Origin of the sequence: Pseudomonas sp. R25(2017), assembly GCF_002112565.1 — a bacterium.
In the GTDB taxonomy this organism is placed as follows: domain Bacteria; phylum Pseudomonadota; class Gammaproteobacteria; order Pseudomonadales; family Pseudomonadaceae; genus Aquipseudomonas; species Aquipseudomonas ekonensis.
The window spans coordinates 188,032-204,320 of sequence record NZ_NEHZ01000011.1 but is presented as its reverse complement, the minus strand read 5'-3'; the positions used below and the strand labels follow the sequence as shown (position 1 = coordinate 204,320).

At 65.7% G+C, this 16,289-nt stretch carries 14 protein-coding genes; 7 read left to right on the top strand and 7 right to left on the bottom strand.

Features of this window, described 5'->3' with window-relative positions; all coding sequences use genetic code 11:
• Positions 1-87 precede the first annotated feature (87 nt).
• Positions 88-801 carry a membrane integrity-associated transporter subunit PqiC gene (locus CAG31_RS16405; RefSeq protein ID WP_085582928.1) on the top strand — a complete coding sequence of 238 codons (714 nt, stop codon included), beginning with the start codon at positions 88-90 and terminating at the stop codon, positions 799-801.
• A gap of 373 nt (positions 802-1,174) precedes the next feature.
• Here CAG31_RS16405 and CAG31_RS16400 read toward each other — a convergent pair whose 3' ends face one another.
• Complete coding sequence (locus tag CAG31_RS16400; RefSeq protein ID WP_085582926.1) at positions 1,175-2,692, bottom strand: AhpA/YtjB family protein; 1,518 nt, start codon at positions 2,690-2,692, stop codon at positions 1,175-1,177.
• 134 nt (positions 2,693-2,826) lie between these two features.
• Between CAG31_RS16400 and serB the strand changes: the two genes are divergently transcribed.
• On the top strand, positions 2,827-4,041 hold the full coding sequence (gene serB / locus CAG31_RS16395; protein WP_085582924.1) for a phosphoserine phosphatase SerB: 1,215 nt from the start codon (positions 2,827-2,829) through the stop codon (positions 4,039-4,041).
• Between the two features lie 66 nt (positions 4,042-4,107).
• On the opposite strand, the gene CAG31_RS16390 is transcribed toward serB, so the two are convergent.
• The 4 genes from CAG31_RS16390 to CAG31_RS16375 all read right to left on the bottom strand — a co-directional run bounded on the left by CAG31_RS16390 (position 4,108) and on the right by CAG31_RS16375 (position 9,305).
• Positions 4,108-5,862, bottom strand: coding sequence for a molecular chaperone (locus CAG31_RS16390; RefSeq protein WP_085582922.1), 1,755 nt, complete (start codon positions 5,860-5,862; stop codon positions 4,108-4,110).
• Positions 5,863-6,031: 169 nt separating this feature from the next.
• Positions 6,032-6,892, bottom strand: a complete 861-nt coding sequence (asd, locus tag CAG31_RS16385) for an archaetidylserine decarboxylase (protein WP_085582920.1) — start codon at positions 6,890-6,892, stop codon at positions 6,032-6,034.
• Between the two features lie 19 nt (positions 6,893-6,911).
• Positions 6,912-7,727: a rhodanese-like domain-containing protein gene (locus tag CAG31_RS16380; RefSeq protein WP_085582918.1), complete on the bottom strand. Its 816-nt coding sequence runs from the start codon at positions 7,725-7,727 to the stop codon at positions 6,912-6,914.
• Between the two features lie 39 nt (positions 7,728-7,766).
• Positions 7,767-9,305: an HDOD domain-containing protein gene (locus CAG31_RS16375; RefSeq protein WP_085582916.1), complete on the bottom strand. Its 1,539-nt coding sequence runs from the start codon at positions 9,303-9,305 to the stop codon at positions 7,767-7,769.
• 166 nt (positions 9,306-9,471) lie between these two features.
• Here CAG31_RS16375 and motA point away from each other — a divergent pair, with 166 nt between their 5' ends.
• A complete protein-coding gene (motA, locus tag CAG31_RS16370) occupies positions 9,472-10,323 on the top strand; it encodes a flagellar motor stator protein MotA (RefSeq protein WP_085582914.1) in 852 nt (283 codons plus the stop codon).
• Between the two features lie 3 nt (positions 10,324-10,326).
• On the top strand, positions 10,327-11,424 hold the full coding sequence (gene motB / locus CAG31_RS16365; protein WP_085582912.1) for a flagellar motor protein MotB: 1,098 nt from the start codon (positions 10,327-10,329) through the stop codon (positions 11,422-11,424).
• A 48-nt stretch (positions 11,425-11,472) separates the two neighbouring features.
• On the opposite strand, the gene rsgA is transcribed toward motB, so the two are convergent.
• The gene (gene rsgA / locus CAG31_RS16360; protein WP_085582910.1) at positions 11,473-12,504 is read right to left on the bottom strand and encodes a small ribosomal subunit biogenesis GTPase RsgA; all 1,032 of its coding nucleotides are present in this window, start codon (positions 12,502-12,504) and stop codon (positions 11,473-11,475) included.
• Positions 12,505-12,614: 110 nt separating this feature from the next.
• Between rsgA and orn the strand changes: the two genes are divergently transcribed.
• The 3 genes from orn to CAG31_RS16345 all read left to right on the top strand — a co-directional run bounded on the left by orn (position 12,615) and on the right by CAG31_RS16345 (position 15,173).
• Positions 12,615-13,157, top strand: a complete 543-nt coding sequence (orn, locus tag CAG31_RS16355) for an oligoribonuclease (protein WP_085582908.1) — start codon at positions 12,615-12,617, stop codon at positions 13,155-13,157.
• 210 nt (positions 13,158-13,367) lie between these two features.
• Positions 13,368-13,979, top strand: coding sequence for a trimeric intracellular cation channel family protein (locus CAG31_RS16350; RefSeq protein ID WP_085582906.1), 612 nt, complete (start codon positions 13,368-13,370; stop codon positions 13,977-13,979).
• A gap of 150 nt (positions 13,980-14,129) precedes the next feature.
• On the top strand, positions 14,130-15,173 hold the full coding sequence (locus CAG31_RS16345; protein WP_085582905.1) for a Fic family protein: 1,044 nt from the start codon (positions 14,130-14,132) through the stop codon (positions 15,171-15,173).
• A 5-nt stretch (positions 15,174-15,178) separates the two neighbouring features.
• Here the strand turns inward: CAG31_RS16345 and queG are convergent, their stop codons facing one another.
• The gene (gene queG, locus CAG31_RS16340) at positions 15,179-16,249 is read right to left on the bottom strand and encodes a tRNA epoxyqueuosine(34) reductase QueG (RefSeq protein WP_085582904.1); all 1,071 of its coding nucleotides are present in this window, start codon (positions 16,247-16,249) and stop codon (positions 15,179-15,181) included.
• Positions 16,250-16,289 lie beyond the last annotated feature (40 nt).

The window sequence follows — 16,289 nt, the reverse complement described above, 5'->3', positions numbered from 1 at the left end:
TTCAAGCGCCGGCGTGGCCGCGCGTTCTTCATGTTTATTGAGTATTTTCACTGTGGTCAGCCTTGTGGCGGCCACCTGGACGGGACGATGACTGCTCTGCGCCTTCCTCTAATTTTGTTGCTCGCCGGCGTTCTCGGCCTGGCGGGCTGCAGCGTTCACCAACCGGTGTCGCTGTATCAGCTGGACAGCGGAAGTCCGGCTCAGCCTGCGCAAAGCGCGGGCATGGCGGTTTTGCTGGGCCCTGTGGTGGTCGCCGACTACCTGCAACGCGAAACCCTGCTGCAGCGTCAGCCCGACGGCAGCCTGCAGGCCGCCACCGACGGCCGCTGGGCCGGTAGCCTTTCGTCGGATATCGACCAGTTGCTGCTGCGCCAGGTCGCCGGCCATCTGGACAGCCAGCGTGTGGTGCTGGCGCCCGCCACCCAGGGCTTCACCCCGGACGTGCAGGTGCTGCTGACCATCACCCGGCTGGATTCCGGCACTTCGCAGCCGGCGATCCTCGATGCGCAATGGCGTCTGCTCGACCGCCGTGGCCAGGTGCGGGACAACCGCATCGTCCATCTGCAAGAGCTGCACGCCGGCAGCACCGCTTCGCAGGTCCAGGCCCAGGGCATCTTGCTGCAGCGCCTGGCGGAGCAGTTGTCGGTGGCGCTCAAGCCGCTGGCCAACCAGCCTCCGGTGGCTGAAGTGCCACGCAAGCCGGCCCCCAAGCCGGCAGCGCCGGCGGCGGAAGCCGAGAAGCAGCCGAAGATCCCGATGGCTTCGCCGATCCGCACCGACATGGAAGTGTTCCGCTTCTGAGATCGCCCCGCTCCGATAAAAAGCCCGCCAAGTGCGGGCTTTTTCTTGCCTGTCGGTTCAGTTCTGATGACGCCGCAATTCCCCGTGGGAGCCAGCCAGCCAGCTGGCGATGGCGGTGGGTCAGGTAACAGGGATGTCGGCTGCACCGGCCTCATCGCTTGCAGGCAAGCTCCCACAGGGTTTTGCGGTGTGCTGGGATGCTGCGGGCAGCCGGGATCCTTTGTGGGAGCCAGCCTGCTGGCGATGGCGGTGGGTCAGGCAACAGGGATGTCGGCAGTGCCGGCCTCATCGCTTGCAGGCAAGCTCTCACAGGTTTTGTGGGGCAACAAAAAGCCCGCAGGCAATGACTTGCCTGCGGGCTTTTCGCATCGGCTTACGCCCGGCGTTCGTGCATCCGCGCCAGTTGCCGCTCCAGCATCGACGGGTAAGGCTCCATCAGCCGCTCCACGCAGCAGGCGCCTTCGGGGCTGGCGATCGGGCGGATCCGTGCGCGCTGGCGGATCAGCGCGTCATCGCTGATCTTGCGCTCCACCAGCAGCAGGTTGCGGCTGTGCTGCGACAGGGCCAGGGCGTCCTGGGCCGAGTCGGTCAGCAGCAGGTCGATCTGGCTCAGGCCGAACAGCTCGTCGCCCAGGGTCAGGCCCAGCTGCAATTGCAGGGTGATGCCGCTGTCGGCGACTTCGATCTGCAACTGATGGCTCAAGGCCCGCAGCAGCTCACCGCAGCAGATGGCGTTGGTCAGGTAATCGTCGCCGCTGTCTTCGGTGTGGAACAGCATCAGCGTGCTGCCGTCGTTCAGGGTTTCGATCTCGCCCTGGTACAGCGAGGCGGCCTGGTCCAGGCAATCGCGGTAGCGGTCCAGCAGTTCTTCCAGGCGGGCCCGGGGCAGGCGGCGCAGTTGTTCCTGCGAACCCAGCTGCACCGCCAGCACCGCGCTGTGCTGGGGCACGCTCGGCGTGGCCTTGCGGGTGGCCGGCTGGGCCGAACCGTTCAGCGAGTCGTTGCGCAGGTCGGCGAACGGGTCTTCGTCGTCCTCGTCGTCTTCCACGGTGCTGACCACCTGCCGGGGCGCCGGCTTGCGGGCCTCCACCGGGCGGCTTTCGTCGAAGCTCGGGTCGCGCAGGTTGCGCACCTCGAAGGCCGGGTCGACGTCGTCGTCCTCGAACTCGGGTTCCGGCTCGGGCGGCGGCGCGGCCGGCTCCGGGGCGAAGTTGGCGTGCAGCTGGCGGGCCAGGTCGCCGATCTCGTCCTGGCGGTCGGTGCCCGGCGTGTATTCGTCGATGTTGCGCAGCCACACCCGCAGCTGCAGCAGCGGCGTGGACAGGTGGCGGCCCAGGCGCAGGCTCAGGGCCAGGGACAGCGCCAGCAGGATTGCGCTGAGGATGCCCATGCTCTGCAGGCTGATGGTCATCGGCTGCTGGAACTGATCCATGTCCAGGCTGATGCGCAACTGGCCGGCGGTCACGTCCTGGAAGGTGATCTTGCTCTGGTACATGCCCTCGGCTTCGCCCAGCAGGCCGTGCTTGGGCCGCTGGCCGGACTCGGCGAGGATGCGGTTGTCCACGCTGTAGATGGCGGCGTGGGCCACCAGCTTGTTCTTGGTCAGGTTGTTGAGCAGCACATTGAGGCTGAGGATGTCGTTGGACACCAGCAGCTCGGTGGCGGAGGTGGCGGTCTGCGTGGTCAGGCTCTCGCCCAGGGCGTCGGCCTGCTCGTGCATGGCCTGCTTGAACTGCAGGCCCATCACGCAGGCGTAGATCACCAGGGCCAGGGCGACCAGGATCACGTTATGGCTGGCGATGCGCAATGCGATCGGCACACGGCGGTGGCGCAGCGCACGGAAGATCAGCAGGAAGAAGTTGTCGGTTTTTACTGGCGTGGGCCGGTTCACTGAGCTCGGCTCTTTAGTCCGTGAAGTTGACGCGCAGTATAGCGACAGGCCCCAGACCGGCAAAGCGCCTGCGGTGCCCGATGGTCACTGAAAATGGGTAGAATGCGGTTTTTTTCCAGTTGCGGGGGTGCGCGTTGCGCGAAATCGTCCTGATTAACATCACAGGGTCCGACCGTCCGGGTCTGACCGCGGCCATTACCGGCGTTCTGGCCCAGGGTGGCGTTAACATCCTCGACATCGGTCAGGCGGTGATCCACGACACCCTGTCGTTCGGCATCCTGGTCGAGATCCCCGACAGCGAGCAGGGCAAGTCCGTGCTCAAGGACATCCTGTTCAAGGGCTACGAGCTGGACCAGCAGGTGCGCTTCACCCCGGTGTCCGAAGCGGACTACCAGCAGTGGGTGGGCAACCAGGGCAAGCAGCGCCACATCGTCACCCTGCTGACCCGCAAGGTGACCGCCGGCCAGCTGCAGGCCGTGAGCTCGATCACCGCCAAATATGGCCTGAACATCGACCACATCGACCGCCTGTCCGGGCGCATGCCGCTGGACACCCCGGACGACAAGGGCAAGGGCTGCATCGAGTTCTCCGTGCGCGGCGAGGCCGCGGATCCGCAGGCGCTGCGCGCCGAGTTCCTCAGCGTGGCGCAGGAACTGAACGTCGACATCGCCTTCCAGGAAGACTCGCTGTTCCGCCGCAACCGCCGCCTGGCGGTGTTCGACATGGACTCGACCCTGATCGAGGCCGAAGTCATCGATGAGCTGGCCAAGGCCGCCGGCGTCGGCGAACAAGTGTCGGCGATCACCGAGCGGGCGATGGCCGGCGAACTGGACTTCCGGGCAAGCTTCAAGGAGCGCCTGGCGCTGCTCAAGGGCCTGGACGTCAGCGTGCTGGACGCCATCGGCGCCTCGCTGCGCCTGACCGAAGGCGCCGAAACCCTGTTCGCCGAGCTCAAGCGCCTGGGCTACAAGACCGCGATCCTGTCCGGCGGCTTCACCTACTTCGCCAAGCAACTGCAGGCCAAGCTCGGCATCGACTACGTGTTCGCCAACGAACTGCAAGTGGTCGACGGCAAGTGCACCGGCGTGGCGGTCGAGCCGATCGTCGACGCCCAGCGCAAGGCCGACCTGCTCAAGGAGCTGGCGCACAAGGAAGGCCTGCGCCTGGAGCAGACCATTGCGGTGGGCGACGGCGCCAACGACCTGCCGATGCTGGCGATCGCCGGCCTGGGCGTGGCGTTCCGCGCCAAGCCGCTGGTCAAGCAGTCGGCCAAGCAGGCGATCTCCACCCTGGGCCTGGACGGCGTGCTGTACCTGTTGGGTTTCCGCGACCGCGACGGGCAGCTCTGACGGGCACGGTGTCCGGAAGGGCCTGTGGTGCGGGAGCCTGCTCCCTCGCCCCAAGGCCTTGCCGCCTCACAGCGACTTCCACAACGAATCGAAATCCTCCTCGCTCCCGCCGTTCTGCGCGGCTTCCAGCGAGCGGTAGGCGAACTGGTTGAAGCTGTGGGTGCTGGCCACCCGCCGGTCCAGCCCGGCGCGGTGCTCTTCCCCCAACGTATTGATCAGCACCTTGTTGCCCTCCTGAAACGGCAGGCGCGGCGCCAGCAGCGTCGCCGGCAGGTCGATCGCGCTGATCTGCGGCAGCAAGAGGCCGCGCAGGTAATGGCTGTGGTCGTCCCGGGTGCGCACCAGTTGCAGCCCGCAGGGCTGGGCATGGGGCGCCACCAGTTCGATGCCCATCTGCGTGCCGCCGTCGCGCACCTGGCGGATCCAGCGCACCACGGCGATGCTCCAGCCCTGGTTCGCGCTGTCCTGGATGCCGACCATTTCACCCGCCTGCAATTCGGCGGGCACTTCCTTGGGCCACGCCAGGCAATAGCCGCCGGGGCTGTGGTTGATCACCGGCAAGGCGTAGGTCGGGTAATGCGGCGGGTTGTCGGCGTCGTCACTGTCGTCGGCCAGCGGTTCGTAGTTGATTTCCTCATACGGCAGCAATTCGTCGGACGGGCTCTGGGGCGCTGCGTCGAACGCCTGGCTCCAACTGTCCTTTTCGCTCCGGGCCACCGCCTGGCTGAAGTTCGCCGTGCGGGCGCCGGGATGCCTGAGCAACTCGCTGAACGTGCGCTCGCCCCCTAAATAGAAATGCAGCGCACTCATGCCGATGCACACGGTCAGGTTGCCCTGGCCGACGGTGCGCTGGAAGCTGCGTTCGGCCGTCTGGCCCCAAGTGGCGTGCAGGTGTTGCAGGCTGTCGTGGCTCAGGCCCGACGGCACCGGCAGCGGGTTCGGCGTGTCCTGGTGCAGCAGATGGGCTTCGATGGCGTTCACCAGGGGCTGCGGGTCGAAGCCGAGCAGGCCGGCCTGCTGCTCGCTGCGGAACATGCTGCGGTAGCGCGGCCCTGTGTCGAGTTCGGCCGAAACGGCGAACAGGCCTTCGCCCGTCACCCCGGGATGCAGCTTGAGCCAGGCGGCCCACGGCTCCAGCACTTCTGCGAGCCGGGCAATCTGGTTCTGGCGCAGTTGGTTGCAGCGAGCGCTGCCCAGCAGCAGGGCGGCGATGTAGGTCTGTTCGACGCTCAGCTCCGCCGTGAGGCTGGCCAGGTCGTCGCGCACCCGCCGATGCTGCAGTTGCAGCCGCGCAGCGGTGAGGAACAGCTGATGCAGCTCGAACCACAGGCCCTCGGGCGCGGGGCTGTAGAGCTGCGTCGCGCGCAGCAGTTGGCCCTTGAGCGCATGGGTGGCCCGCTGCAGCGCGGCGCTGAGCAGGGCGGCGCGAGGGCTGGTGTATTTCGGCGCGATCCGCAGGACGATCTGTTTGTAGCCGGTCGCCAGTTGGCCCTGGAGGGCCTGGCACAGGTTGCTGATCTTGCGCGAGCGGTCGTCGAGCATGATCGCCTGGTGCAGGAAGTGCCGCTCCAGGTGCTGACAGACGAAATACACCTCAGGGCGCAGCAGTTCCAGCAGTTGCAGGCGGTTGTCGCTGGGGGTGAGCAACTGGTTGAGCTCGCCCAGCCCTTGGTAGAGCTGGCGTGCGGACTCGCCGATGTTGGCCTTGGGCAGGGCGGCGATCCAGCGCTTGAGGTCGCGTGGGGCGGGGGCGCAGAAGGTCAGGCGCAATTGGGTCGGGACTGGGGCCTGCAACTGCGGTTGGAGTCGAGGTTCGCTCATGCCGTGACGGCCTCCGGCGGCGAATGGGGCAATGCCCAGAACTCTAGCAGGTGTGCTCTGCTTCGCCGGTGTGCGGAAGGTTTTTTGCGCTCGGGAGGCGAGCCGGCAGGCGGGAAGGCAAGGTGCGCCGCGCCCCTTCGCAACGGTGCGAAAGGGCGCGGCGTCAGGCTCAGGCGGACGGCAGGGCGAGGGCCTGACCCATCTGCACCGGGGAACCGGCGGACAGGGATTCGACCCATTTCACCTGATCCGGGCCGAACAGCACGATCGCGGTGGAACCCAGCTTGAAGCGCCCAAGTTCCGCACCTTTTTCCAGGTGGATCGGCGCACGGGCGGCTTCGTCGTAGCGGAAGGTCTTCAGCTCGCGCTTGGGCGGGGTCACCAGGCCGGCCCAGACGGTTTCGATCGACGCGACGATCATCGCGCCCACCAGCACCACGGCCATCGGGCCGCGCTCGGTGTCGAAGATGCACGCCACGCGCTCGTTGCGGGCGAACAGCTCAGGCACGTTCTCGGCGGTGGTCTGGTTGACCGAGAAGATGCGCCCGGGGATGTAGACCATTTCGCGCAGGGTGCCGGCCAGCGGCATGTGCACGCGGTGGTAGTCCTTCGGCGACAGGTAGATGGTGGCGAAATCGCCGCCCATGAACGGCGCGGCGTTGGCCGCGTCGCCGCCCAGCAGTTCCAGCACGCTGAAACTGTGGCCCTTGGCCTGGAACACGCGGCCGTGCTCGATCGGGCCGAGCTGGCTGACGGCGCCGTCGGCGGGGCTGAGGATCGCGCCTGGTGTGGTGTCCAGCGGACGTGCGCCGTCTTTCAGGGCCCGGGTGAAGAAGGCGTTGAAGTGCTCGTAGGCCGTCACGTCCTCCACCAGCGCCTGGGACATGTCCACCTGATAACGCTTGGCGAACCAGGTGGTGAAGGCATTCTTGAACCAGCGCACACGGCACTCGGCGATGCAGCCGGCCAGGCGCGACAGCAGGTGATGGGGCAGCAGGTACTGGCTGAGGATGAACAAACGCTCTTTCATTGACTGTCCTTAAAAACCTTTAAAGCTCGACGGGCGTGTCGGGGTGGTTGCCCCATTCGCCCCAGGAACCGGCGTAGCCCTTGACCCGCGGATAACCGAGGGACTTGGCCACCAGATAAGTGAAGCCCGACCGGTGATGGGTCTGGCAGTGGGTGATGATTTCTTTGTCCTTGGTGATCCCGAGGCGTTCCAGGATTTGCGGCATGTCGGTGCGGATGCGCAGCTGGCGCGCCCGATCCATGCCGGCGGTCCATTCGAAATTGACCGCGCCGGGGATGTGCCCGCCCTTGGCCGCCAGCACTTTCTCGCCGGAGTATTCCAGCGGCCCGCGGGCGTCCCAGATCGCCAGGTCGGCGGCGCCGAGGCGGCTTTGCAGGTATTCGCGGGTGGCGGTGGGCTCTTCGTGCAGGGTCAGGGTCACCGGGCCGTCTCCCGGCTGCGGCACCTGGATCGACATCGGCGAGCCCTCCGCCAGCCAGGCCGGCAGGCCGCCGTCCAGGTAGTGGTAGTGGCGGTGGCCGATCACGTCGAGCATCCAGATGAAGCGCCCGGCCCAGCCGCCGCCTTCGTCGTCGTAGACCACGTAGACCGCGTCCGGGCGGTGGCCCAGCTCGCCGAACAGCTCTTCGAGCTTGTCCTTGGACGGCAGCAGCCCCGGCGCCGGCAACTGGCCGAGCTGGGTGCGCTTGGGGTCGACGAAGCGTGCGCCGGGAATGTGCCCCTCGGCATAGCGGGCAGGGCTGGTCAGATCCACCAGGATCAGGTTGGGGGCATCGAGGCGCGGGAGCAGGTCGCTCGGCTCGATCACCAGCGCCAGGCCAGAGAAGTCAGACATGTGAGGTCTCCAGAGCACAAAGGGAAACGATTGTAGCCGTCATTGGCGGCGGTGGCTAAAGCTGTGCAGGGCTTTCTCGATGCACTGCGCGGTTTTGCCGAAGGCCTGCACGGTGACGTCGGCGAACGGCCCGCCGCCCTGGTCGGCGACCACGATCATGATCACCCGGCCGTTGTTCACCAGCGAACGCAGGAACAGGTGCTCGCCGCGGAACAGCGCGCGCAGGGCCGGCGGCAGCAGGGCGGAGAACTGCGCGTTGTTGTCCGGGGTGATGCGCACCTGCGCCTGCTGGGCCAGCAGGCGCTGCAGCACGGTGCTCTGGCTGACCGCGACATTCAGCGCGGCGGCCTCCGGCGGCAGCCCGGCCGTCTGGTGCACGCGCAGGTTGGAATGGGTGCGGTCGGCCATCAGGATCATCACCCGGCGCAGGCCGCTGGCGACCAGGGCGTCGCGGGCGGCGATGGTCAGGTGCATGGCGTTGGTGAAGCGGCTCGGCTCGGCCAGCAGCTCGGCGCATTGCCGGCGCCACTTGGCCAGGTCCTCGGCGCTGGGGGCGGCGGGCGGCAGCAGGCCGGCCGGGACCCGGCGGGTGCCCGAGGGCCAGAGCAGGGATATCGCGGGGTGCCACAGGTCCGGCATGAAGTGCTGGCGCGCACTGATGGCGGCCTGCTGGTGCAGTTGTTGCTGCACCTCGTCCATGGGGATCTGCAGATAGAGGCTGGTCAGGTACTGCCAGCGCTCGCTGTGGGGGCAGTCCCAGGCCTGTTGTGCCGACAGCGCCAGGCCGTTGGCCAGCAGCACCGTGTTGGCCGGCTGGTTGAGCCAATGGCGCAGGGTCGGGTCGTCGTCGAGGCGGTTCTGCTGGCGCAGCGGATGCTCGCTGTCGCGGGCGATGCGCAGCACCTTGACCAGTTCGCGCCGCTCGTTGAGCAACAGCCGGTAGCCTTGCTGCACCCAGATCGGCAAGCGCCAGGCATCGATCAGCGCCTGGCCGATCTTCAGCAGGCGCACGCCGAACAGTTGCCGTTCCACGTCGCGGGCCGATTCGCCCTTGTGGATCACCCGCAGTTCCCATTCCTCAAGCAGTTTGGGGTGGGTCAGCGCTAGGGGCCACAGCGGCGACAGGAACAGCAGGCTGCCCCAGTGGATGTCCTGCCACAGCCGCGCCAGGCGGCCGGCGAAGAAGCCGTTGGCCTGCTGCGTGGCGTGCTGGCTGATCATCTGCAGCTGGCGCAGGGCCTGGGGGATCTGCCCGTCAGGCTCGGCGGGCAGGCGCGCGAGCAGTTCTTCGGTGCGGGCCAGGCCCAGGCGGTTGATGGCGACTTCGAGGTTTTCCGCCGGCTCCGCCATGCTGCCCTGGGTGTGGCGGTTGGCTTCGCGGATGATGCTCAGGGCCAGCGCCGGGCTGTCCTGCATCAGGCCGGCGATGTCGCGCAGCGAGCTGCGGTTGTCGCGGATCGCCCGGCAGACGCGGTCGTGGGCCGACTGCGGCACCGGCAGGCGGACGCCGTCGAGCAGCTTGACCCAGCCTTCCAGGGTGTTCGGTGTTGCGTGTGGGACGTTCGTTTCATTAGCCATGTCGGGACGGGATCTTGATCTTCGAAAGACGCGCCCGGCATGGGCTAAATTGGCTTTTCGCCTGAACTGCCTATAGTCTGGCGCAGTTTTGCCGATAAGTAGAAGAAGAGATTTTTTAACTTCCGAATATGACCTTGAACCCGACTTAAACAAGTACTTTCTATCTATGGCTAAAATTATCGGCATCATCGTCGTATTCGCGAGCGTGCTCGGCGGATACGTGCTCTCCCACGGCAAGATCGCGGCCCTGATCCAGCCCTTCGAGGTGATGATCATCGGCGGCGCGGCCCTCGGCGCCTTCCTTCAAGCCAACCCCGGCTACATGACGATGCACGTGTTCAAGAAAGCCTTGGGCATGTTCAGTTCGCGCTTCAGCCACACTTTCTACCTGGAAGTGCTCGGCCTGATCTACGAGATCCTCAACAAGAGCCGCCGCGAAGGCATGATGGCCATCGAAGGCGACATCGAAGACGCCGCCGCGAGCCCGATCTTCGCCAAGTACCCGGCCGTGCTCAAAGACGAGCGCATGACCGCGTTCATCTGCGACTACCTGCGCATCATGTCCTCCGGCAACATGGCCCCGCACGAGCTCGAAGGCCTGTTCGACATGGAACTGTTCAGCCTCAAGGAAGAACTGGAGCACCCGTCCCACGCGGTCAACGGCATCGCCGACGGCATGCCCGGCTTCGGTATCGTCGCGGCGGTACTGGGTATCGTGGTGACCATGGCCTCCCTGGGCGAAGGCGATCAGAAATCCATCGGCCTGCACGTGGGTGCGGCGCTGGTCGGTACCTTCTTCGGTATTCTCGCGGCCTACGGCTTCTTCGGCCCGCTGGCCCACTCCCTGGCCCATGACGCCAAGGAAGAGCTGAACGTCTACGAAGCCATCAAGGCCTCGCTGGTGGCTTCGGCTTCCGGCATGCCGCCGTCGCTGGCCGTGGAGTTCGGCCGCAAGGTCCTGTACCCGGCGCACCGTCCGAGCTTCGCCGAGCTGGAACAAGCGGTTCGCGGTCGTTAAGCCATGGAAAACAACCAGCCGATAATCATCAAGCGCGTCAAGCGCTACGGTGGCGGACATCACGGCGGCGCCTGGAAAATCGCCTTCGCCGACTTCGCCACGGCGATGATGGCGTTCTTCCTGGTGCTGTGGCTGCTGTCCACCGCCACGCCCGAGCAGAAGATCGCCATCGCCGGTTACTTCAAGGATCCGGTCGGCTTCTCCGAAAGCGGCACGCCGTACATCATCGACCTGGGCGGCACGCCGACCCTGGCGCCGGAAAACACCCTCAACCCTGAGGTGAAGTCGCAGCCGCAGCCAGACAAGGTCACGGTCGACACCGAGCAGGTCGAGGGCATGGCCGAGCAGGTCGAGAAGGAACGCCTGGAACTGTTGCTGCAGGAACTGCAGAACAAGGTCGAAGAGAACCCGCAGCTGCAGAAGTTCAAGGATCAGATCCTGTTCGAGATCACCCCGAACGGCTTGCGCATCCAGATCATGGACGCCGAGAACCGGCCGATGTTCGACTCGGGCTCCGCGCGCCTGAAGCCGTACTTCGAGGACATCCTGCTGGCCATGGCCGACACCATCAAGGCGGTGCCGAACAAGATCAGCATCAGCGGCCACACCGACGCCAAGCCGTACACCGGCAGCGGCGAGTTCGGCAACTGGGAGCTTTCCGCCAACCGCGCCAACGCCGCCCGGCGTGCACTGGTGGCGGGCAGCTATCCGGAGTCGCAGGTGGCGCGGGTGGTGGGTTATGCCTCGTCGGCGCTGTTCGACAAGGAAAACCCGTTCAACCCGGTCAACCGCCGCATCGACATCGTGGTGCTGACCAAGAAGGCCCAGGCCGCCATCGAAGGCTCCCAGGGCGCCGACCCGGCGAAGCCGGCCGACGGCCAGGAAGGCGCCGCGCCGGCCATCCCGGCCGATCCGAACGCCTTGCCGGCGGATCAGCAACCGGTGGCGCCGCACGAGTTGCGCGAACGGCTGAACCTGTTCGACGATCCGTTGCCGAAACCAGCCGAGCCGGGCACCCATGCGCCGGCTCCGGCTCCGGCTCCGGCTCCGGCGCCCGCTCCGGCACCGGCGGCTCCCGCAGCCCCCGCGCCGAAGCAGTGACCCACAAAAAAGCCGCGATGATCTCGCGGCTTTTTTGTGTCCGGCGGTTCAGTAGCCGTTATCGGGCAGGCTGGCGATGATCGAGCGGTAGCTGTTCATCCGTTGCTGCTGGATGCGCCCGTCTTCCAGGGCCTTGAGCAGGGCGCAGCCGGGTTCGCGATCGTGCTTGCAGTCGCGGAAGCGGCAGGTGCCGAGCAGGTCTTCGAACTCGATGAAACCGGCCTCGACGTCGGCGCGGCTGACGTGGCCCAGGCCGAATTCGCGGATGCCCGGCGAGTCGATCAGCTCACCGCCGCCGGGGAAGTGGAACAGGCGCGCGGTGGTTGTGGTGTGCTGGCCCTGGCCGGACCATTCCGACAGCGGGCCGACGCGGGTCTCCACCTCCGGCAGCAGGCTGTTGACCAGCGACGACTTGCCGACGCCGGACTGGCCGACGAACACGCTGATGCGGCCGTCGAGCAACTGCTGCAGCTGTTCCATGCCGTTTCCGTGGTGGGCCGAGACTTCCAGCACCGGATAGCCGAGGGTGCGGTACACCGCCAGCAGCGCATTGAGCGCCGGGGCGTTCTGCTCGTCGATCAGGTCGAACTTGTTGAGCAGCAGCAGCGGACGGATGCCGGCGTGCTCGGCCGCCACCAGGTAGCGGTCGATCAGGTTGGCGTGGGGCTCGGGCAGCGGGGCGAAGACGATGACGATCATGTCGACGTTGGCCGCCACCGGCTTGAGCTGGCCGCGGCTGTCCGGGCGGCACAGCTCGGTGCTGCGCGGCAGCTGCGCGACGATCACGCCGATGCCCTGGTTGCCGGCGCGCCAGACCACCCGGTCGCCGGTCACCAGCGCCGGCAGGTTGGCGCGCAGGTAGCAGCGGAACACCTGGCCGGCCTGGTCGCCGTCGGTCGCCTCGACCTCGACCTGCACACCGAAGTGGGCGATCACCAGGCCGTGCTGTTCCGGGCCCAGGTCGCCGCCCTCCAGGGCCTCGACGGCCGAGGACTCGCGTTTGGCGGCGCGGGCGGCGCGCTCGCCCTGAATCTTTTCGATGCGCCAGCTCTGGCGGCGGTTGAGTTGGCGTTTGGCCATGGGTGTTCCGTAATAAAAAGAATGCAGCGAATGGGTAAAACGGCGGCGAGTTTAGCACGCCCGGCCACCCGCCTAGGCTAAACTGCGCACCATTGCTTAGGAGACGAATCATGCAGAACCCGCAGAACCTGATCTGGATCGACCTGGAAATGACCGGTCTGAACCCGGACACCGACGTCATCATCGAGATGGCCACCATCGTCACCGACAGCGACCTGAACACCCTGGCCGAAGGCCCGGTGATCGCCATCCACCACAGCGACGACGTCCTCGCCCGCATGGACGAATGGAACACCCGCACCCACGGCAACTCGGGCCTTACCCAACGTGTGCGCGAAAGCCGCGTGAGCATGGCCGAGGCCGAAGCCGAAACCATCGCCTTCCTGGAGAAGTGGGTGCCGAAGGGCAAGTCGCCGATCTGCGGCAACAGCATCTGCCAGGACCGGCGCTTCCTGTTCGCCCACATGAAGGCGCTGGAAAGCTACTTCCACTACCGCAACCTCGACGTCTCCACCCTCAAGGAACTGGCCGCCCGCTGGGCGCCGGACGTGCGCGACAGCTTCAAGAAAGGCAGCACCCACCTGGCGCTGGACGACATCCGCGAGTCCATCGCCGAGCTGCGCCACTACCGCGAGCACTTCATCAAGTTCTGATCCGCCGCAGCGGGCCCCTGTGGCGAGGGAGCTTGCTCCCGCTCGGCTGCGCAGCCGCCGCAGTCCCCGCGGGCGCGTCCTGCTTGAAAGGGTGCATGGGAGTGCTCCGCCCTCCGACGGGAGCAAGCTCCCTCGCCACGGCGCATCCGCCCCCTTCTGGTGCGGCCGCGAAATGGCTAGACTGCGCGCCTTCCTGCCAGGACCGCCACCATGCTGCTGATGCTCTACCTGATCGCCATCACCGCCGAAGCCATGACCGGCGCCCTGTCCGCCGGCCGACGCGGCATGGACTGGTTCGGCGTGGTGCTGATCGCCTGCGTCACGGCGCTCGGCGGCGGTTCGGTGCGCGATGTGCTGCTGGGGCACTATCCGCTGACCTGGGTGAAGCATCCCGAATACCTGGTGCTGACCTCGGCCGCCGCGATGCTGACCGTGTTCACCGCACGCTGGATGCGCCACCTGCGCTCACTGTTCCTGGTGCTCGACGCTGTCGGCCTGGTGGCGTTCACCCTGATCGGCTGCATGACCGCCCTGGAAATGGGCCACGGCATGCTCGTGGCTTCGGTCAGCGGCGTGATCACCGGGGTGTTCGGCGGCATCCTGCGGGACATCTTCTGCAACGACATCCCGCTGATCTTCCGGCGCGAACTGTACGCCAGCGTCTCTTTCGCCGCCGCATGGTGCTACATGCTCTGCCTGTTCCTGAACGTACCGAGCGAGCAGGCGATCCTGATCACCCTGTTCGGCGGCTTCCTGCTGCGGCTGCTGGCTATCCGGTTTCATTGGGAAATGCCGAAGTTCGTCTATAACGACGAGCATTGAGGGCGGTATCGCTTGGCCGGCGGAAACATCCTGTCGGACTTGTTGAATAGTTGGGGCTGATCGAATGGGGTAACAGAAGCTTATAGGGGGTTAATTGACTCTTCATTACCCTATTTGTCTTCTGTGCCCTATTTTGCAGGATGCCTTGAGATGCACTCACTGACGCCCCGGTACCTCAGCGATTTGCGCTACGACGGATTACAGATTTCAACGCTTCGGACGCTAGGTGAGTTCCGGGGCAAGCAACAGTTGTTCATTGCGCAATCGCCTCAAGTGCTGCATGGCTTGAGGCAGATCGCAGTGATCGAATCAGCCGAGTCGTCCAACAGGCTTGAGGGCGTGACCGTGGCGCCCGCTCGCTTGAAGTCCTTGATGAGCAAACACTCTGAACCGAAAAGTCGATCCGAGCAGGAAATCGCGGGCTATCGAGACGCCCTCGCACTGATCCATGAAGCGGCTGAGGGTATGCCGTTTTCCGAAGGTGTGGTCAGGCAGTTGCACAGCTTGCTTTACCGTTACCTGCCGCAGGACGGGGGTGACTGGAAGGCAACGAACAACGACATCATCGAGCGCCGCACGGACGGATCGTCACGTATCCGCTTTCAGCCGGTTTCCGCACACATGGCGCCCATCGCCATGAGCGAAATGATGGTGCGTTATCGCCAGGCGCTGGAGCTGAATCTGACGGATCCCTTGGTGCTGGTTCCGCTGACCATCCTCGATTTCCTTTGCATTCATCCCTTTTCCGACGGCAACGGGCGGGTTGCCCGGTTGCTGACATTGTTGCTGCTTTACCAATTTGATTACCGCGTCGGGCGCTTCATAAGCCTTGAGCGAATATTCGAAGATTCGAAGGAAAGCTATTACTCAACGCTCGAATTGAGTTCCCAGGGGTGGCACGACGCAACGCACGACGTTCGGCCATGGATTGACTACTTCTGGGGGACGCTGCTCAGGGCATATAAGGAACTCGAAGAACGTGTCGGCACGATAGAAAAGCGTCGTGGGGGTAAGAGCGATAGAGTCAGGGGCGAAGCCTTGAAGCGCAGTCTGCCGTTCTCCATCACAGAGATAGAGGTGTCCTGCCCTGGCATCAGTCGCGATACCGTGCGGATGGTTTTACGTTCGCTGAAGGCTGAGGGATTGATCGAGTCGACAGGGAAGGGACGCAGCGCCAAGTGGAAAAAGCTTTAAGGATTTCATGCGCTGCGTGCGGCATGCTGCCTGAGGGCCCACTCGACATGTTCGCGCACCAGTTCCGACGGATGGTCGCGGCGTGCCTTCAGCGCTTGCAGCACCGGAATGCTCGACGGGGCGTTGCCCAGCCCCACTGCCAGGTTGCGCAGCCAGCGCTCGTAGCCGGCGCGGCGCAGCGGTGAGCCTTCGGTGCTGCTGAGGAACGTATCTTCGTCCCACAGGAACAGCTCGACCAGTTCGGCGTTGTCCAGGTTGTGCCGGGGCTTGAAGTCGCTTTCCCCGGTCGCGCGGGCGAAGCGGTTCCACGGGCAGACGATCTGGCAATCGTCGCAGCCGAACACCCGGTTGCCGATCAGCGGCCGCAGGTCTTCGGGGATGGCGTTCTTCAGCTCGATGGTGAGGTAGGAAATGCAGCGCCGGGCGTCCAGCACATAGGGGCCGACGAAGGCGTTGGTCGGGCAGATGTCCAGGCAGGCGCTGCACCGGCCGCAGTGTTCGGTGGCGTGGGGCGGGTCGACCGGCAGCGGCAGGTCGACGAACAGTTCGCTGAGGAAGAAATAGCTGCCGGCCTTGCGGTTCAGGACCAGGGTGTTCTTGCCGATCCATCCCAGGCCGGCCTGTTCGGCGATGGCCTTCTCCAGCACCGGGGCGCTGTCGACGAAGGCGCGGAAGCCGAACGGGCCGATCTGCGCCTGGATCCGGTCCGCCAGTTGCTGCACGCGCTTGCGGATCAGCTTGTGGTAGTCGCGGCCCAGGGCGTAGCGGGAGATGTAGGCCTTTTCCGGTTGGGCGAGCAGCTGCGCCATGTGCGTGTCGCCCGGCAGGTAGTCCATGCGCAGCGAGACCACGCGCAGCGTGCCCGGCACCAGCTCTTCGGGGTGCGAGCGCTTGCTGCCGTGGGCGCCCATGTAGTCCATTTCGCCGTGGTAGCCGGCCTCGAGCCAGCGCTGCAGGTGCCCCTCGTGCTCGGCCAGGTCCAGACCGCTGATGCCGACTTGCTGAAAGCCCAGCTCGCGGCCCCAGTCCTTGATGGATTGGGCCAGGGCGGGGAGGTCTGTGGTGATGGCGGACATGAGGCGAGAGAAACCGGAACTGAGGTGCGTATAATTCTGC

What these genes read in the sequence shown, in the direction of transcription:
- CAG31_RS16350 (WP_085582906.1), top strand. Translation starts at nt 13,368, where the DNA reads ATGCTGCTGATGCTCTACCTGATCGCCATCACCGCCGAAGCCATGACC.
- asd (WP_085582920.1), bottom strand. Translation starts at nt 6,892, where the DNA reads ATGAAAGAGCGTTTGTTCATCCTCAGCCAGTACCTGCTGCCCCATCAC.
- CAG31_RS16380 (WP_085582918.1), bottom strand. Translation starts at nt 7,727, where the DNA reads ATGTCTGACTTCTCTGGCCTGGCGCTGGTGATCGAGCCGAGCGACCTG.
- CAG31_RS16390 (WP_085582922.1), bottom strand. Translation starts at nt 5,862, where the DNA reads ATGAGCGAACCTCGACTCCAACCGCAGTTGCAGGCCCCAGTCCCGACC.
- motA (WP_085582914.1), top strand. Translation starts at nt 9,472, where the DNA reads ATGGCTAAAATTATCGGCATCATCGTCGTATTCGCGAGCGTGCTCGGC.
- queG (WP_085582904.1), bottom strand. Translation starts at nt 16,249, where the DNA reads ATGTCCGCCATCACCACAGACCTCCCCGCCCTGGCCCAATCCATCAAG.
- motB (WP_085582912.1), top strand. Translation starts at nt 10,327, where the DNA reads ATGGAAAACAACCAGCCGATAATCATCAAGCGCGTCAAGCGCTACGGT.
- CAG31_RS16345 (WP_085582905.1), top strand. Translation starts at nt 14,130, where the DNA reads ATGCACTCACTGACGCCCCGGTACCTCAGCGATTTGCGCTACGACGGA.
- CAG31_RS16375 (WP_085582916.1), bottom strand. Translation starts at nt 9,305, where the DNA reads ATGGCTAATGAAACGAACGTCCCACACGCAACACCGAACACCCTGGAA.
- orn (WP_085582908.1), top strand. Translation starts at nt 12,615, where the DNA reads ATGCAGAACCCGCAGAACCTGATCTGGATCGACCTGGAAATGACCGGT.
- rsgA (WP_085582910.1), bottom strand. Translation starts at nt 12,504, where the DNA reads ATGGCCAAACGCCAACTCAACCGCCGCCAGAGCTGGCGCATCGAAAAG.
- CAG31_RS16405 (WP_085582928.1), top strand. Translation starts at nt 88, where the DNA reads ATGACTGCTCTGCGCCTTCCTCTAATTTTGTTGCTCGCCGGCGTTCTC.